14 protein-coding genes are annotated in these 15,195 nt (G+C 61.9%); 6 read left to right on the top strand and 8 right to left on the bottom strand.

Going from position 1 to position 15,195, the window contains the following annotated elements:
* Positions 1-6: 6 nt before the first annotated feature.
* Together ACR9ZQ_RS15840 and ACR9ZQ_RS15845 are read left to right on the top strand one after the other, a co-directional pair.
* On the top strand, positions 7-1,863 hold the full coding sequence (locus ACR9ZQ_RS15840) for a CHASE2 domain-containing protein (protein ID WP_439014996.1): 1,857 nt from the start codon (positions 7-9) through the stop codon (positions 1,861-1,863).
* Positions 1,864-1,961: 98 nt separating this feature from the next.
* A complete protein-coding gene (locus tag ACR9ZQ_RS15845; RefSeq protein WP_481428254.1) occupies positions 1,962-3,884 on the top strand; it encodes a DEAD/DEAH box helicase in 1,923 nt (640 codons plus the stop codon).
* Between the two features lie 53 nt (positions 3,885-3,937).
* Here the strand turns inward: ACR9ZQ_RS15845 and ACR9ZQ_RS15850 are convergent, their stop codons facing one another.
* Positions 3,938-4,720 carry an alpha/beta fold hydrolase gene (locus ACR9ZQ_RS15850; protein ID WP_113323459.1) on the bottom strand — a complete coding sequence of 261 codons (783 nt, stop codon included), beginning with the start codon at positions 4,718-4,720 and terminating at the stop codon, positions 3,938-3,940.
* Between the two features lie 165 nt (positions 4,721-4,885).
* Between ACR9ZQ_RS15850 and ACR9ZQ_RS15855 the strand changes: the two genes are divergently transcribed.
* From ACR9ZQ_RS15855 to ACR9ZQ_RS15865, 3 genes are all read left to right on the top strand, one after another.
* Complete coding sequence (locus tag ACR9ZQ_RS15855; RefSeq protein ID WP_481428255.1) at positions 4,886-5,542, top strand: class I SAM-dependent methyltransferase; 657 nt, start codon at positions 4,886-4,888, stop codon at positions 5,540-5,542.
* A 98-nt stretch (positions 5,543-5,640) separates the two neighbouring features.
* Entirely contained in the window at positions 5,641-6,093 is a 453-nt protein-coding gene (locus ACR9ZQ_RS15860) for a MarR family winged helix-turn-helix transcriptional regulator (RefSeq protein WP_481428256.1), read from the top strand.
* Positions 6,090-7,331 carry a multidrug effflux MFS transporter gene (locus ACR9ZQ_RS15865; protein ID WP_481428257.1) on the top strand — a complete coding sequence of 414 codons (1,242 nt, stop codon included), beginning with the start codon at positions 6,090-6,092 and terminating at the stop codon, positions 7,329-7,331. The genes ACR9ZQ_RS15860 and ACR9ZQ_RS15865 overlap by 4 nt, the downstream gene beginning before the upstream one ends.
* Here ACR9ZQ_RS15865 and ACR9ZQ_RS15870 read toward each other — a convergent pair.
* The 5 genes from ACR9ZQ_RS15870 to ACR9ZQ_RS15890 are packed head-to-tail and all read right to left on the bottom strand — an operon-like array spanning position 7,300 to position 12,763.
* A complete protein-coding gene (locus ACR9ZQ_RS15870; protein ID WP_481428258.1) occupies positions 7,300-8,523 on the bottom strand; it encodes a molybdopterin molybdotransferase MoeA in 1,224 nt (407 codons plus the stop codon). The genes ACR9ZQ_RS15865 and ACR9ZQ_RS15870 overlap by 32 nt on opposite strands.
* On the bottom strand, positions 8,520-9,017 hold the full coding sequence (moaC, locus tag ACR9ZQ_RS15875) for a cyclic pyranopterin monophosphate synthase MoaC (RefSeq protein ID WP_481428259.1): 498 nt from the start codon (positions 9,015-9,017) through the stop codon (positions 8,520-8,522). The genes ACR9ZQ_RS15870 and moaC overlap by 4 nt, the downstream gene beginning before the upstream one ends.
* A gap of 1 nt (position 9,018) precedes the next feature.
* Positions 9,019-9,831 (bottom strand): indole-3-glycerol phosphate synthase TrpC, encoded by an 813-nt coding sequence (gene trpC, locus ACR9ZQ_RS15880; protein WP_481428260.1) that lies wholly within the window; start codon positions 9,829-9,831, stop codon positions 9,019-9,021.
* 9 nt (positions 9,832-9,840) lie between these two features.
* A complete protein-coding gene (trpD, locus tag ACR9ZQ_RS15885) occupies positions 9,841-10,857 on the bottom strand; it encodes an anthranilate phosphoribosyltransferase (protein WP_310388069.1) in 1,017 nt (338 codons plus the stop codon).
* A gap of 13 nt (positions 10,858-10,870) precedes the next feature.
* On the bottom strand, positions 10,871-12,763 hold the full coding sequence (locus ACR9ZQ_RS15890) for a SurA N-terminal domain-containing protein (RefSeq protein ID WP_481428261.1): 1,893 nt from the start codon (positions 12,761-12,763) through the stop codon (positions 10,871-10,873).
* Between the two features lie 217 nt (positions 12,764-12,980).
* On the opposite strand from ACR9ZQ_RS15890, the gene ACR9ZQ_RS15895 reads away from it, so the two are divergent.
* On the top strand, positions 12,981-13,262 hold the full coding sequence (locus ACR9ZQ_RS15895) for a hypothetical protein (RefSeq protein ID WP_310388313.1): 282 nt from the start codon (positions 12,981-12,983) through the stop codon (positions 13,260-13,262).
* 65 nt (positions 13,263-13,327) lie between these two features.
* Here the strand turns inward: ACR9ZQ_RS15895 and ACR9ZQ_RS15900 are convergent, their stop codons facing one another.
* Together ACR9ZQ_RS15900 and ACR9ZQ_RS15905 are read right to left on the bottom strand one after the other, a co-directional pair.
* Entirely contained in the window at positions 13,328-13,582 is a 255-nt protein-coding gene (locus ACR9ZQ_RS15900; protein ID WP_310388065.1) for a GlsB/YeaQ/YmgE family stress response membrane protein, read from the bottom strand.
* Positions 13,583-14,075: 493 nt separating this feature from the next.
* A complete protein-coding gene (locus ACR9ZQ_RS15905) occupies positions 14,076-15,185 on the bottom strand; it encodes an NAD(P)/FAD-dependent oxidoreductase (protein ID WP_481428262.1) in 1,110 nt (369 codons plus the stop codon).
* Between the last annotated feature and the right edge of the window lie 10 nt (positions 15,186-15,195).

Raw genomic sequence — 15,195 nt, forward strand, 5'->3', positions numbered from 1 at the left:
CGTCTCATGAACCGTCGGCTTCAGACTGTGATCGCGCTGCTGCTCGCCGGTCTGTGGGGAGCGGTGCTCGGCTATTTCCATCTGCAGTCGGACTCCGGCCTCATGGAGCGCATGGAGGCCACGCTAGCCGATCTGCGCAGCACGATCGTCGGCGTCCGCGCGCCGCCCGATATCGTTTCCATTATCGCGATCGATGACCGTACCGCCGCAGCACATGGCTACCCGCTCAAGCGGGAGAGGCTTGCGGAGCTCGTCACGTCCATCGGCGCGTTGAAACCAAAGGCCTTGGCTCTCGATATATTGCTTGTCGATTCCGACACGGAGGAGGGGGATGCGGCGCTTGCAACAGCCATTGGGGCGACGCCCAGCATCATCGCCGGTGCTGCGACCTTTCCGCAGAGTCTCCAGTCGGTGACAGCGAATGCGGAGGATCCGCTTGCCGCGATCCCCGAAGCGCAGCAGCTTCTGCTGCCGCAGCCTCGCTTCGCAGAGGCTGCGGCGCTCGGCATCGTCAATGTGGCGACGGACCAGAGCGGCGTACCGCGATTCATTCCGCTGTTTTCTCGCGCCGCCGACCGGCTGGATGCAGCCTTTCCGTTGCGCGTCGCCTCGGTTGCGCTCGGCGCCGAACCATTGATCGAAAAGGATGGCATCCGGCTTGGCGCCCGCCGCATTCCAACGGACACGGGCCAGCGCCTGCCGCTGACCTTCTATGGTCCTGCAGGCAGCATCCGCACCTTCAGCGCTGTCGACGCGCTCGATGGCAAGCTGCCGGCGGATGCCATTACCGGCAAGGTGGTGGTGATCGGTGCGACCGTGACCGGCGGCGGCGATGTCTTTCCGACGCCGTTCGATCCCATCCTGCCGGGCGTCGAAGTGATGTCGACGGCGATCACGCATCTGATAGCAGGCGACGGCATGGTGCGTGACAGCAGGACACGGCAGGTGGATGCCGGCATTGCGACGGCCTTGCCCATTCTTCTGGTCGCACTGATCGCATGGCGCCGCAGCGCCCTCGGCTTCGTTATCATCGGCCTGACGGTCATTGTCTGGGCGATGCTCAACCTTGCTGCCTTCGCGAACGGTTACTGGCTGAGTGCTGCATTGCCGATTGCCGCCGCCCTTCCACCCGCAGTTATTTTCGGGGCCGCAGAACTCTGGCGCGACCGCAGCCGTGCGCGGCACTTCGCCGACCAGTCCGAGCGGCTGCAGCGCATCGAAGCGCCGGGCCTCGGGGAATGGCTCGCGCGCGACCCGGCCTTTTTGGCCGAGCCGGTGCGCCAGAATGCATCCGTCGTCTTCATCGATCTTTCGGGCTTCACCGGCCTCAGCGAGGCGGTCGGACCGGCCGCGGTACGGGAGATCCTCAGCAGCTTCTTCGAACTGATCGACGAGGAAGTAAGGTTGCTTGGCGGGGCGATCACCAGCTTCATGGGCGATGGAGCCATGATCCTCTTCGGGCTGCCGGAACCAACAGCGGACGATGCAGCCCGGGCAGCAGCCTGCGCCGTGCGGCTTGCCGACCGTACACGCAGCTTCCTTGCAGGCCATCCAGAGCTTCGCCGCAGGAAGATAGGCTTCAAGCTCGGCGCCCATTGCGGCCCGATCGTCGCCTCACGGCTCGGTAGCGGCGACCGGCAGCAGATCACCGCGACGGGTGATACCGTCAATGTCGCACAGCGGCTCATGGAGGTGGCGGCAAGCCGCGGCGCAGAGCTTGCACTCAGCGCCAACCTGCTCAATGCTGCGGGTCCGGGGGCTGTTCCATCGCAGGCAGGCCAGTTGACCGGACCGTTCGAAACAAGGATTCGCGGACGCTCCGGCGGCATCGCCATCTACACATGGCGTGGCGAGACACTTTGACATTCGCAGCCGGAGCGAGTAGGAACGGCCCAACTCTTCGGCCGGACGATTCCGGCTACGACGCGTTATGCGTCTGACAGCTCCGAAAGATCGAACACATGACTGACTATAACGGCGTCTCTCCGGCGATCGCCAAGGCGTTGCAGAAGCGCGGCTATACCGAGCTCACACCTGTCCAGAAGGCGATGCTCGATCCGGCGCTCGCAGCGTCGGACGCACTCGTTTCCGCACAAACCGGCTCGGGCAAGACCGTTGCATTCGGGCTAGCACTCTCACCAACGCTTCTGGGAAGCGCGGAGCGGTTTGGCCCCGCCGCCGCTCCCGTTGCCCTTGTGATCGCGCCGACGCGCGAACTGGCGCTGCAGGTGAAGCGCGAGCTGGAATGGCTTTATGAAATGACTGGCGCCGTGATTGTCAGTTGCGTTGGCGGCATGGATATCCGCAGCGAGCGCCGCGCGCTGGAGCGTGGCGCCCATATCGTCGTCGGCACGCCGGGGCGCCTCTGCGACCACATCCGCCGCAATGCGCTGGATATGAGCGAACTGAAGGCCGCAGTGCTGGACGAGGCGGACGAGATGCTCGATCTCGGCTTCCGCGAAGATCTGGAATTCATCCTTGACGCGGCACCGAACGAGCGGCGTACGCTGATGTTTTCCGCCACCGTTCCCGCAGCCATCGCCAAGCTGGCGAAGAGCTATCAGCGTGATGCCGTGCGCATCAGCACGCAGGCGGAAGAAAAGCAGCATATCGATATCGAGTATCGCGCGCTTGCCGTCTCGCCGAGTGACCGCGAAAACGCGATCATCAACGTGCTGCGCTACTACGAAGCGCGCAATGCGATCGTTTTCTGTTCGACGCGTGCTGCCGTCAATCATCTCACGGCACGGTTCCACAACCGCAATTTCCACGTTGTGGCGCTGTCGGGCGAACTGACGCAGAACGAACGCAGCCACGCGCTGCAGGCAATGCGTGATGGACGGGCGCGCGTCTGCATCGCAACCGACGTTGCTGCACGCGGCATCGACCTGCCGGGCCTCGACCTCGTTGTGCATGCCGATCTGCCGACCAATCCGGAAACGCTGCTTCACCGCAGCGGCCGTACGGGCCGTGCGGGTCGCAAAGGTGTCAGCGCTCTGATCGTACCGCTCAACGTTCGCCGCAAGGCCGAACGCCTGCTCGACAATGCCGGCATCGCCGCCACCTGGGCACGGCCACCTTCGGTGGAAGAAGTGACGGAGCGTGATGACGAGCGGCTGCTGGCCGACCCGATCTTCGCCGACAAACCGCAGGAAGAAGAGCAGGGGCTGGTGCAGAAGCTGATCGCCAGCCATGGCGCCGAGACGCTTGCTGCCGCTTTCGTGCGTCTGTACCGCGCCAACCAATCGGCGCCGGAAGACCTGATCGAAGTTTCGGTGCAGGACGATCGGGCCCGCAAGCGCCGCGACAATGGCGAGGCACGCGAATTCGCGCCGGCGCAGAAAGGCCCCCGCGATGATTTCGGCCCCAGCGTCTGGTTCTCAGTCTCCGTCGGCCGCAAGCAGAATGCCGAGCCGCGCTGGCTGATCCCGATGCTCTGCCGCGCTGGCAACGTGACCAAGCGGGAGATCGGCGCGATCAAGATGCAGCCGGATGAGACCTTCGTGGAAATCGCCGCTGACAGCGCTGAGAGCTTTCTCGGCGCCCTCGGCCCGAACAAGACGATGGAGCGCGGCATCCGCGTGGTCAGGCTGAACGGTACGCCCGATTTCAGCAAGCAGGCCAACCCCGCCTACGCCAAGAAGCCGTTCGAAGAACGCGGCGAAGATCGTTTCCGCAGCGACAAGCCGAAGGGCAAGTTCGGGACGGACAGGCCCGCCGGCGCCGGGCGTCAGGACGACAAGCCCTGGACGAAGAAAGGCCCGAAGCCGAAATTCGAAGGCGCCAAATTCGAGGGCGGCAAGAACAGGTCCGAAGGTGCAAAATTCGATGGCCCCAAGTTCGATGGTGGCAAGGGCAAATTCACCAAGAAGAAAGACCGCTGAGGCGGTCGCCGGCGGCACCAGTAAGGTGATGCGGCCGGCAGGCTGCAGCGGTCTCAGATCTTGTCGCTTTGACCGGCTGCTGCGAGGATGAGATTGGCGACGGCGAGCGGCTGCGAGATCAGCGAAACGTGGCTGGCGTCGAGTTCGATCGTCGTTGCGTTCATACGCTTTGCCATGAAGCGTTCGAGATCCGGATTGATGGTGCGGTCGTTTTTCGAGACCGCGTACCAGGATGGCTTCGAGCGCCAGGCAGCGACGGTCGTCTTGGCATTGAACAGCGTATCGGAAATGCGGCCCTGCACGGCATAAAGCGCTTTGGCGCGGGCAACCGGCAGATCGCCGGCAAAATCCCTGACGAAAGCTTCTTCACTCAACTGGGCATAACCGCCGTTGTGAACGAGGCCTGCGCTTGCAGGCGGCGTCGGATACTGCTTGGCGAGCGCGGTATAATCCTCGCCGGCATCAGGGGCGCGGGCGGCGATATAAACGAGCGCCGTTACCTTGGGATCAACGCCGGCCTCGGTGACGAGCATGCCCGAATAGGAATGGCCGACGAGTACGGTCGGGCCGTCCATCAGCGCCAGGATGCGCTTGGTCGCCTCGACGTCATCGGCAAATGAGGTGAGGGGGTTCTGCACGGCCATCACATTCAGGCCGGCAGCCTGGAGATGAGGGATGACGTCCAGCCAGCAGGATGCATCGGCATAGGCGCCATGGACGAGAACGACATTCTTCGCCTTGACGATATCGGCGGCCCGGCCGGCGGCCGGAAACATGCTGAGTGCGGCCCCTGCAACGAGCGCGGCCGAGAATGAGCGTCTGGTGATCGGTTGCATAACGTGTCCTCCGGCTTGTAGGAAATCTGGGGCGATGCCCTTCGGGATCGCTGAAGAAAAGTTAGCCCGAGACGTGGGCTTCCATAACTATACAAAGGTCCAGCGAGGTATTATGCCATCCAGCGGGGCCCGATAGCCTGTCACAGCGAGGGCAATCGATATTAAATGAGACCGGCTTCAGCAGATGATCGTCTCGACCTGACGGCCTTCATCGAAGCGAACCTGCCGCTTGCGAGTGTTCCTTCCATCCCTGACGTAAGATTGCATATGGCGACTCCGAGGAGCGGCCTCTATCGCCTTGCGATGGCTGATGATTCCGATCTGATGCCGCCTTACTGGGCCTATCCCTGGGCGGGCGGCGCGGTGCTTGCGCGCTATCTTTTCGACCATTCCGAAGAGGTGGCCGGCAAACGTGTCGTCGACCTCGGCACCGGCTCCGGCCTCGTCGCCATCGCAGCGATGAAATGCGGTGCAGCCCATGTGCTCGCCATCGATATCGACGCGAAAGCGATCGCTGCGGCGCAGCTGAATGCCAATGATGTCGTGATCGAGACGCAACTCGGCGACATCATCGAGGATGCCCCGCCTGTCGCCGAAATAATCCTGGCCGGCGATATCTTCTATGACGAGGCCTTGGTGGAACGTGTTCTGCCTTTCCTTGAACGCTGCCGCACGGCCGGTCTCGATGTGCTCATCGGCGATCCGGGCAGGGCACCTCTTCCGACGAGCTCCCTGCTGCAGATTGCGGACTATGCCGTGCCGGATTTCGGCGGAGCCAAGGGCAACTCGACCGCCAATAGCGCGGTTTTCCGATTAAGGTGAAACGAGGCGAATGCCTCTCATCAGGCTCCGTGCCGACACTTTTTGGCTTGCTTCAAAATAGATGACATGTCATCTATTGCTATCTCATCGATATTCCCATGACCGACGACAAGATCACAACCTCATTCGGGAGCCTCGTCTCCCAGACCGCGCGCTACTGGCGCCGCGTCGCGAACCTGCGCCTGCAGCCGTTCGGACTGACGGAGGCGACATGGCTGCCGCTGCTGCGCATCGCCCGTTCACCGGCAGCAATGCACCAGAAAGAACTGGCTGCCTCGCTCTCGCTCGACAATTCATCTGTCGTTCGCCTGATCGACAATCTGGAGAAAGCCGGACTCGTCGAGCGGCGGGAAGGCGAGGACAGGCGGGCCAAGGAGATTCTGCTGACAGAGGAGGGCAGGAAGACCGTGGAAGAGGTAGAGCGCGTGGCGCAAGGCATCCGCGAGGAGGCGCTTGCTCTTCTCCCGCGCGAGGACATCGAAACCACATGGCGCGTGCTCGATCACATCAGCGACGTGCTTGCCCGACAGCTCGAGGAGCCTGAACAGTGAATTCGCATCCCGGCCCGATGACCGAAGCCCAACCGCTTAGCGCAAAGCTTCACATACCGATCTGGCTGCTCGGGTTGATCACCTTCAGCGGCACGCTTGCCATGCATATTTTCGTGCCCGCTTTGCCGGCGGCGGCAACCGATCTCGGTGCATCGATCGGCGAAATGCAGCTGACCGTCAGCCTCTACATATTCGGTCTTGCCGTCGGCCAGCTTATCTACGGGCCGCTTTCGGACCGTTACGGACGGCGGCCGGTACTGATGAGCGGGCTTGTGCTCTATACGATTGCCGGCGTTGCGGCGCTGGTTTCACCCGGCGTGCATGCGCTGATCGCAGCAAGGCTCTTTCAGGCTTTCGGCGGCTGCGCCGGTCTCGTGATTGCACGCGCCATCGTGCGCGACACGTCCAGTCCCGATGAAACGGCCAAGCGGCTTGCGATCATGAACCTGATGGTCACGGTCGGGCCGGGGCTTGCACCGATCGTCGGCGGCGCGCTTGCCGCCACGCTTGGCTGGCGCTCGATCTTCGTGGCGCTCTGCGTTCTCGGCATCGTCAACCTCCTGCTGACATGGAGAAAGGTACCGGAGACCGGCACGCGCAATGTCGAGACCTCGGTGAAAGCGCTGAACCGCGACTATCTCGGCCTGCTCGCCTCGCGCTCTTTCGTCGGTTACGCCATCGGCGGCGGCTGTGCGACGACCTCCATGTATGCTTTCACGGCGTCTGCGCCCTTCATCGTCATCAACGAGCTCGGCCGTCCGGCAACCGAAGTCGGCATTTGTCTGGCGCTGTTGATCTTCGGCTACTGGATCGGCAGCATGATCGCCACACGGCTGATCGGCCGGTTTGCGATGAAGCGGCTGATGGTGATGTCCAACCTCGTCAGCATCGCGGCCGCGCTCGTCTTCTTCGGCCTTGCCGCTACCCACCATCTGACGCTGCTGCCGATGATGGCCTCGATCATGGTCTATACGGTCGGGGCGGGTGTAGCTTCGCCCAACGCGCTGACGCTCGCCGTCAGCGTCAATCCAAAGGTCACCGGTTCGGCTTCCGGCCTTTATGGCTTCACGCAGATGGCTGTTGGAGCCGTCTGCAGCGCACTTTCCGGCATCGGCGGCGATCCCGGTCTTGCGGCTGCTACCGTCATTCTAGGCGCAAGCGTACTGGCTCAGATCTGCTTCTGGATCGCGGTGACTTCAGGAAATATCAGGCGAAGAGATCTGGCCGCAGAAGCATGACCGGGCAGGTGGTTCCTGCCGGCAATTCCGGTGCATGCGGCGGGCGGATGATCAGGCAGTCCGAATGGGCGAAAGCCTTCATCATCGACAAATCCTGCTTGTCGAAGGGTTCGACCTGCCATCCGCCGGCGGCCGATTTCGAAAGCTTCGCGCGCACATAATCCTGGCGATGATCATTGGCGCGCAGCGTCGCGGCGGCTTCCACCGTTATCTCCCGTTGGACAGCCGGCAGCGAGGCGAGCTTGCGGATCAGCGGCTCAAGGAAAAGCAGCGAGCAAACGAGGCTCGAGACCGGATTGCCGGGCAAGCCGAGCACCTGCGTCTTGCCGAAGCTGCCGACCATCAGCGGCTTGCCGGGGCGCATGGCGATGCGCCAGAAATCGAGCTCCATACCGGCTTCGATCAACGTGGCCTGCACCAGATCGTGGTCGCCTACGGAAGCCCCGCCGAGTGTCACGATCACGTCGACCTTGGCGTTGCGTGCCTTGTCGATCGCCGCGGTGATCTGAGCCTTGTCGTCAGGCACGATGCCGAGGTCGAGCACGTCGGCGCCGGCCCTGCGGGCAAGAGCTGTGATGCCAAAGGTATTGGATGCGATGATCTGCGACGGGCCCGGCGTGCTTCCGGGCGGCAGCAGTTCGTCGCCGGTCGCGAGGATCGCCATCAGCGGGCGACGCAACACCTCGACATCAGGCCGGTTCATGCCGGCGGCTACCGTCAGCCGCGAGAAATCGAGCACCGTACCGGCGGAGAGCACGGCCTCACCCTCGACGAAATCCTGGCCGCGGGGGCGAACATGCTGGTTCTGCCGTACGGGAAAATTCGTTCTGATTCCGCCTTCGATCTTTTCCGCATCCTCCTGCAGCAGGACACTATCGGCACCCGAAGGAACAGGCGCGCCGGTGAAGATGCGAACGGCCTCCCCCTGACCGACACTTCCCTCGAAGCCATGTCCGGCAGACGACGTACCGATGACCTTCAGCACCGCGCCGGGCTCTGGCGCGTCCTCGCGGCGCAGCGCATAGCCATCCATGGCGGAGGAATTGAAGGGCGGTTGCGTCAAGCCAGCCGTCAGATCAACGGCAAGGACGCGGCCTTCGGCCTCGGCAAGCGGCAGCGTTTCGGATGCCGTGACGGGCGTAGCGCTGGAGAGCAGGCGGCTCAGGGCCTCGGCGACCGGCAGAAGGTTCATCTTGCCTCCGGATGGTGGAAATCGCCGGATTTGCCGCCGGATTTTTCCAGCAGCCTGATGCCACCGATTTCCATTGCCTTGTCTGCGGCCTTGGCCATGTCGTAGATGGTAAGACACGCGACCGAGACGGCGGTCAGCGCCTCCATCTCCACACCGGTCTTGCCAGTGAGTTTTGCGGTTGCGGTAACGCGCAGGCCGGGCAGGGCGGCGTCTTCCTCGATCTCGACCGTGACCTTGGTCAGCATCAGCGGATGGCAGAGTGGAATGAGGTCGGCTGTCCGCTTGGCGGCCATGATGCCGGCAAGGCGAGCAGTGCCGATCACATCGCCCTTTTTCGTATTACCTTCGCGGATCAGCGCCAATGTTTCCGCTGCCATCTTCACATGCCCCTCGGCGGTGGCGATGCGCACCGTTTCGGCCTTGTCCGAGACATCGACCATATGCGCCTCGCCGGACGCGCCGATATGGGTGAGGCCGGGTTTTGCGCCGCTCATATCATTCGGCCGCGATGGCGGCTTCACCAAACAGCAGCGCGCGGGTGGCGGCCGTCACGTCGTCCTTGCGCATCAGGCTTTCGCCGACGAGGAAAGTATTGATGTCGACGGCTTGCAGGCGCTTGCAATCCTCATGGGTGAAGATGCCGCTCTCGCCGACCAGAAGCCGGTCATCCGGGACCATGGCTGCCAACGTTTCGCTCACCGTAAGACTGACTTCGAAGGTGCGCAGGTTGCGATTGTTGATGCCGACGAGCAGCGAAGACAGCTTCAGGGCACGTTCCATTTCCGGCGCATCATGAACCTCGACAAGCACGTCCATGCCGAGCGAGAAGGCCTCGTCCTGCAGACGCTGCGCGTCGTCATCCGTCAGCGAGGCCATGATGAGCAGGATGCAATCAGCACCCCAGGCGCGGGCTTCATGGACCTGATAGGTCTCGAACATGAAATCCTTGCGCAGCGCGGGCAGGGCACAGGCAGCACGCGCGGCCGTCAGAAATTCCGGCGCGCCCTGGAAGCTCGGCGTATCGGTGAGAACCGAAAGGCAGGCGGCCCCACCGGCTTCATAGGCCTTGGCGAGCGCAGGCGGATCGAAATCCGGACGGATCAGCCCCTTGGACGGGCTCGCCTTCTTGATTTCGGCGATCAGGCCGAACTGGCCGGCATCGCGCTTGGCGACGAGCGCCTTGTGGAAGCCGCGCGGCGCGGACTGCCCGGCCTGTATGGCTTTCAGATCGGCAAGCGAGGTCTTTGCCTTGGCGGCGGCGATTTCCTCACGCTTATAGGCTTCGATCTTCTTCAGGATATCGGTCATGAGGCAATCCTAGTCGATATCGTTGGATACGGCGATCAGTTTGTCGAGCGCTGCGGCCGTGGCCCCGCTATCCAGCGATTCCGTTGCGAGCTTCATGCCGTCACGGATCGTCCCGGCCTTGCCTGCAATGACGAGGGAGGCGGCGGCATTGGCGAGCGCTATATCCCGATAGGCATTCTTTGCGCCGGCTAACACATCACGAAGCGCGGCAGCATTGACCGTGCCGTCGCCACCCCTGATATCGGCGAGCACGCAGGGCGTTACGCCGAAATCGGCCGGCGACAGCTCAAAGGTGCGGATCTGGCCGTTCTCGAGTGCAGCAACGCTGGTCTTGCCGGTCGTGGTGATTTCATCGAGGCCGTCGCCGTGGACAACCCAGACACTTTCGGAGCCGAGATCGCGCATGACTTCGGCAAGCGGCACGACCCATTGCGGCGAGAAGACGCCGAGAAGCTGGCGCTTGACGCCGGCCGGATTGGAGAGGGGCCCGAGCAGATTGAAGATGGTGCGTGTGCCGAGTTCGACGCGCGTCGGGCCGACATGGCGCATGGCCGAATGATGCTGCTGCGCGAACATGAAGCCGACGCCGGCCTCGGCGATGCAGCGCGAGATCATTTCGGGGGTGACCTCGAGATTGACGCCGAGGGCGGCAAGACTGTCTGCCGCGCCGGATTTCGAACTCAGCGCGCGGTTGCCATGCTTGGCAACCGGAACACCCGTGCCGGCGACGATAAGCGCCGCCAGCGTCGAGATGTTATAGGTGCCACTGGCATCGCCGCCTGTGCCGACGATATCGATCGCGTCGGCGGGCGCTTCCACCCGCAGCATCTTGGACCGCATCGTGGTGACGGCGCCGACGATCTCGTCAACCGTCTCGCCGCGGACGCGCAGCGCCATTAGGAAGCCGCCGATCTGCGAAGGCGTTGCCTGGCCGGACATCAGGATATCGAAGGCCTGGCGGGCCTCGTCACGGGTCAGTGGCTCGCGGCTTGCTGCCTTGGCCAGAAGCGGCTTCAGATCGGTCATGCGTCGCTTCTCCCTAGCGGACGGTTGCCTGTTCGGCGAGGGTCCGGTTGACCTCTGCACCATACTGGCTCTGCAACAGGTTGACCATCTGATCGAGAATATCGTCACCGGCCTGATTTGCGATGGTGGCGATCTGCTGGTCGCGGTTGTTCAAGGCATCGGTCGTCGGCTCTTCGTTGACGTCGGTCACCTTCAGCAGGATCTGCGTGCTCGGATCGGCGCCGACGGCCGTTGCGACGGTATCCACAGGACCGGAGAATGCGGCATTGACGCCGGCGCGGCCGAGAACGGGATCGTCAGTCGAGCGGGTAACGCCGCTCTTGCTTTCGACGGCGATGCCGAGCGGGGTGGCGATATCGGCAAGCGAGGTGCCCTTCTGCGCCTGAGCCTTCAGCTCGTCGGCCTTCTTGGCAAGCTCGGCCTTCTGTTGCTCGGCAGTCCAGTCCTGAACGGCCTTGTCACGCACCTCGGCGAGCGGACGCTCGCGATCCGGCATGACGTCGCGCACGTCGAACCAGACATAGCCGTCATTGCCGAGGGAAATTGCGACCGCATCAGCGCCGACATCGGTCTTGAAAGCTTCCGGCAGAAGCTGCTGCTGTGCCGGGATATCCTTGACCGGATTGCCGTCCTTGTCTGCACCCGTCATGTCGACGGCGTCGATGACGACGGCCTTCAACTTCAGTTGGTTGGCAATCTCTTCGAGGGATGTGCCGCCGGCGCGCATATCCTCGATGCGGTCGTGGACATTGATAACTTCCTGCGAAGCATTGGCGACGGAAAGCTGCTTGCGAAGTTCTTCCTTCACCTCATCGAAGCTCTTGGTGGTCTCCGGCTTGATATTGGTCACGCGCAGGATCACAGGACCGAAGGTGCCGTCGACGACAGCCGTGGTACCGCCATCCGCCTTCACCGCGAAGGCAGCCTCGGCAACGGCCTGATCCGGAACCTTGTCCTTGGTGAATTCACCGAGCAGCACGTCACTTGCGGTCTTGCCCTGATCGGTGACGAGCTGGTCGAAGCTCGTGCCGCTCTTCAGCGCGGTTTCAGCTGCATTGGCGAGATCCTTGCTGGCGAAGGTCAGCTGTTCCAGAGTGCGGCTTTCTGGCGTCGTGTAAGCCGCCTTGGCCTTGTCGAAAGCTTCCTTGATCTGGTCGTCGGTGACGGTCGTGGGATCAGCGATATCATCAGGCTGAAGCTTCAGATAGGCGATCTTGCGGTATTCCGGCGCGCGGTAACGCTGTTTGGCGTCTTCGAACCACTTGGACAGCACATCGTCGGCCGGCGTCTTGATCGGCTCGATATTGGCGTTGGTGAGCAGCAGGTAATCGACGCTGCGGCTCTCATTGCCATAGAGTTTCAGCGCGTTGACGAGCGTTGCAGGCGCCTGGAAGCCGTTGGCAACGGCTTCGATGATCTGGCTGCGGACAGCCTGCTTGCTGCGATCCTTAATATAATCGTCTTCCCGGATGCCGGCGTTGCGCAGACGAGAGGTGAAGAGCGAGCGGTCGAACTGGCCGTTGACTGCTTTGAAAGCTGGATCGTCGCCGATCAGCTGGGCAAGGCGGTCTTCGGAAAGGCCAAGGCCCATGTCATCGGCAAGCTGGTCCAGCGAGGCACCAGCCAGAAGCTGGGCAAGCACCTGCTGTTCAACGCCGAAAGCGCGGGCCTGCTCCGGTGTCAGGCGCACGCCGTATTGCTGGCCGAGTTGGGCGACCTGGCGCTGATAAGCGAGACGGAATTCATTGACGTCCACATGCTGGTCGCCGACGGTGACCACCGTCGTGCTGTTGCCGCCGCTTATCAGCTCACGCGACACGCCCCAGATGCCGAAGGAGGCGACGAGCAGGAGCAGGAGCAGCTTGGCAACCCAGGTCTGAGCAGCTCTTCTCAGAAGATGGAACATGGAAACGCAAACCTCGCATTATCATTGGCCCAGAAGGGCAGACATTCGTCGTTCCATAAAACAAAGCTGCGAGGAAATGAAGGCTTCTCGAATGAAAAGCTTGCGGGACTTGCACACGCTCTCGCCAACTCGCCGTAAGCGACAAAAGATGCTTGGTTGCGGAACCTTTACAGTCTTCATTTCGTTGAAGCGGCATTCGATCAAACAGGAGCAGACCATGGCCGAATTGAAAACCGCTTCCGCCGAATCCACCGCTGCGCGCGTCAAGGCCGAAGTAGCCGCCGAAGATCTGTCCGCGCAGGTTGCTGCGTTGCGCGATGATCTGGCCCGCCTTTCGGAGAGCGTGATTGCGCTGGGGCAGGGCGCAAAGACCGCAGTGACCGACGAAGCCTCCGTCATGACCGAGCGTGTCCGAGACAAGGTGCGCGAAGAGCCGCTGACCGCAATCGCCATTACGGCAGGCGTCGCCTATCTCTTCGGTCTCCTCAGCCGTCGATAGACGAAAAAAGCCGGACGTATGACGTCCGGCCTTTAATCTTTTTTGGCAATCTTTTCCGTGTCAGGTCAGCGGCGGATGAGACGTCCGATCGCAATCAGGATGCATGCGCCAACGAAGCCCGTGATCAGATATCCGAGCCAGCCGCTGAGTGGCTGGATGTTAAGGATGCCGAGAATCCAGTTGGCGACGATCGCGCCTATGATGCCGAGCAATATATTCATGAACACGCCCATATTGCTGTGCATGAACTTCTCCGCCAGCCATCCGGCGAAACCGCCGATAATGATAGCTGCAATCCAACCTACACTTTCGTTTTCCATGGCAATCTCCCTCCTGGACAAAACGTGAAATGGAACGCGCGCAATTGAAAAAAGTTCCGCTGAGGCAGCAGTTTAGCGATGTCAGGGATGAAGCAACGTAACCGGCGTGGAGAGCGCGTGAGCCGCGATCTGAAACATCAGTCCTGAAAAGGCCAATGCGGCAAAGCCGGCCGGCATCAGCAAACTCTCCTTGAACATCAAATCCTCCCGTTGTTGGGAGCAAGCATAGTTCATCGCTTCAACTGCGCAAGCTGCTTATTAATAAGTAGTTAAGCATGAAATTTAAGTAAAATTGTCACGACGAAACATGCATTACACCTAATGTTAAATCATCTGGAACCGGTGCTTTCTCAATTTGCATTAGCAAAGGAGAGGCTTTGGTCGATACTACCTCCACGGCTCTCGCCTCATGGCGAACTCGGCCGAAAGAAGCGCGCAGCGTACCGAGACGAAGTGCCAGTTGGCCGTAAAGCCGGCGGACGACAAAGGCTATCTATTCGGCAAGTCGCGCCACCCTCTGCCCGATGGCGAGCGAAGCGGTCAGGCCGGGGCTCTCAATTCCGTAAAGCGCCACATAGGCGGGGTGACCGGTTTGCTCCGGCCCTTGAATCACGAAGTCACCACCGCCCGCAGCCGGGCCGGCGATCTTCGGACGGACGCCCGAGTAGGCGGGCTGTAGCGCGCCATCCACCAGATTGGGCCAATAGCGGCGGATTGCGGAATAGAACTTATCCGCACGGCTTGGATCGACGTCGTAGTCAATCGTCTCGATCCACTCGACATCAGGACCGAAACGCGCCTGGCCAGCAAGGTCGAGTGTCAGATGCACCCCGAGACCGCCGGGTTCGGGGACCGGGTAGATCAGCTGTGTTGCGGGTGCGCGGCCAGTCAGGGCGAAATAACATCCCTTGGCGTAGTGACGCGGCGGGATGGTGCTGGCGTCCAGCCCGGACAGGCTTTCTGACAAGGCCCAGGAATTCAGGCCAGCGGCATTGATCACAAGGCATGTCTCGATCTCTACCGGATCACGGCCGCCGACTGCGAGGCGAACCTTGTCCGCGGTGAATTCACCTTTGATTACGGGAGAATTGCAGATAACGGCTCCGCCATTGGCCTCGATATCCGCAGTGTATGCCTGCATAAGGCCGTGACTGTCGATGATGCCGGTCGAGGGAGAAACCAGCGCCGCAAAGCCTCTGATCTGTGGTTGCCTGCGGGCGAGTTCCGCAGCATCGATCAGATAGCAATCCTCCACGCCATTGGCGGCGGCCTGCCTGGATAGCTTTTCAAGATATCCGACTTCCTCCTCACTCGCAGCGACGACGAGTTTGCCACAGGCTCTATGGGGGATATTTCGCTCCCGGCAATAGTAGTAAAGCCTGTGTTTTCCGGAAACGCAGAGTTCAGCCTTCAAGCTGCCGGTGGCATAGTAGAGCCCGGCATGGATGACTTCACTGTTGCGGGCCGATGTGATGCTGCCGGTTATCGGCTCCGCCTCGAGGAGAACCACGTCGCGGCCGGACATTGCAAGTTCGCGCGCTATTGCAAGCCCCACGACCCCTCCGCCCACGACGACGCAGTCGAGGTCCAGCATCTCCGCCATGCAATTCCCC

Source organism: Rhizobium sp. KNZ14-9A, assembly GCF_056755015.1.

Coding starts and splice junctions, on each gene's coding strand:
- ACR9ZQ_RS15840 (WP_439014996.1), top strand. CDS start 7: ATGAACCGTCGGCTTCAGACTGTGATCGCGCTGCTGCTCGCCGGTCTG.
- ACR9ZQ_RS15905 (WP_481428262.1), bottom strand. CDS start 15,185: ATGGCGGAGATGCTGGACCTCGACTGCGTCGTCGTGGGCGGAGGGGTC.
- ACR9ZQ_RS15860 (WP_481428256.1), top strand. CDS start 5,641: ATGACCGACGACAAGATCACAACCTCATTCGGGAGCCTCGTCTCCCAG.
- ACR9ZQ_RS15900 (WP_310388065.1), bottom strand. CDS start 13,582: ATGGAAAACGAAAGTGTAGGTTGGATTGCAGCTATCATTATCGGCGGT.
- ACR9ZQ_RS15895 (WP_310388313.1), top strand. CDS start 12,981: ATGGCCGAATTGAAAACCGCTTCCGCCGAATCCACCGCTGCGCGCGTC.
- trpC (WP_481428260.1), bottom strand. CDS start 9,831: ATGACCGATATCCTGAAGAAGATCGAAGCCTATAAGCGTGAGGAAATC.
- ACR9ZQ_RS15850 (WP_113323459.1), bottom strand. CDS start 4,720: ATGCAACCGATCACCAGACGCTCATTCTCGGCCGCGCTCGTTGCAGGG.
- ACR9ZQ_RS15845 (WP_481428254.1), top strand. CDS start 1,962: ATGACTGACTATAACGGCGTCTCTCCGGCGATCGCCAAGGCGTTGCAG.
- trpD (WP_310388069.1), bottom strand. CDS start 10,857: ATGACCGATCTGAAGCCGCTTCTGGCCAAGGCAGCAAGCCGCGAGCCA.
- moaC (WP_481428259.1), bottom strand. CDS start 9,017: ATGAGCGGCGCAAAACCCGGCCTCACCCATATCGGCGCGTCCGGCGAG.
- ACR9ZQ_RS15855 (WP_481428255.1), top strand. CDS start 4,886: ATGAGACCGGCTTCAGCAGATGATCGTCTCGACCTGACGGCCTTCATC.
- ACR9ZQ_RS15890 (WP_481428261.1), bottom strand. CDS start 12,763: ATGTTCCATCTTCTGAGAAGAGCTGCTCAGACCTGGGTTGCCAAGCTG.
- ACR9ZQ_RS15870 (WP_481428258.1), bottom strand. CDS start 8,523: ATGAACCTTCTGCCGGTCGCCGAGGCCCTGAGCCGCCTGCTCTCCAGC.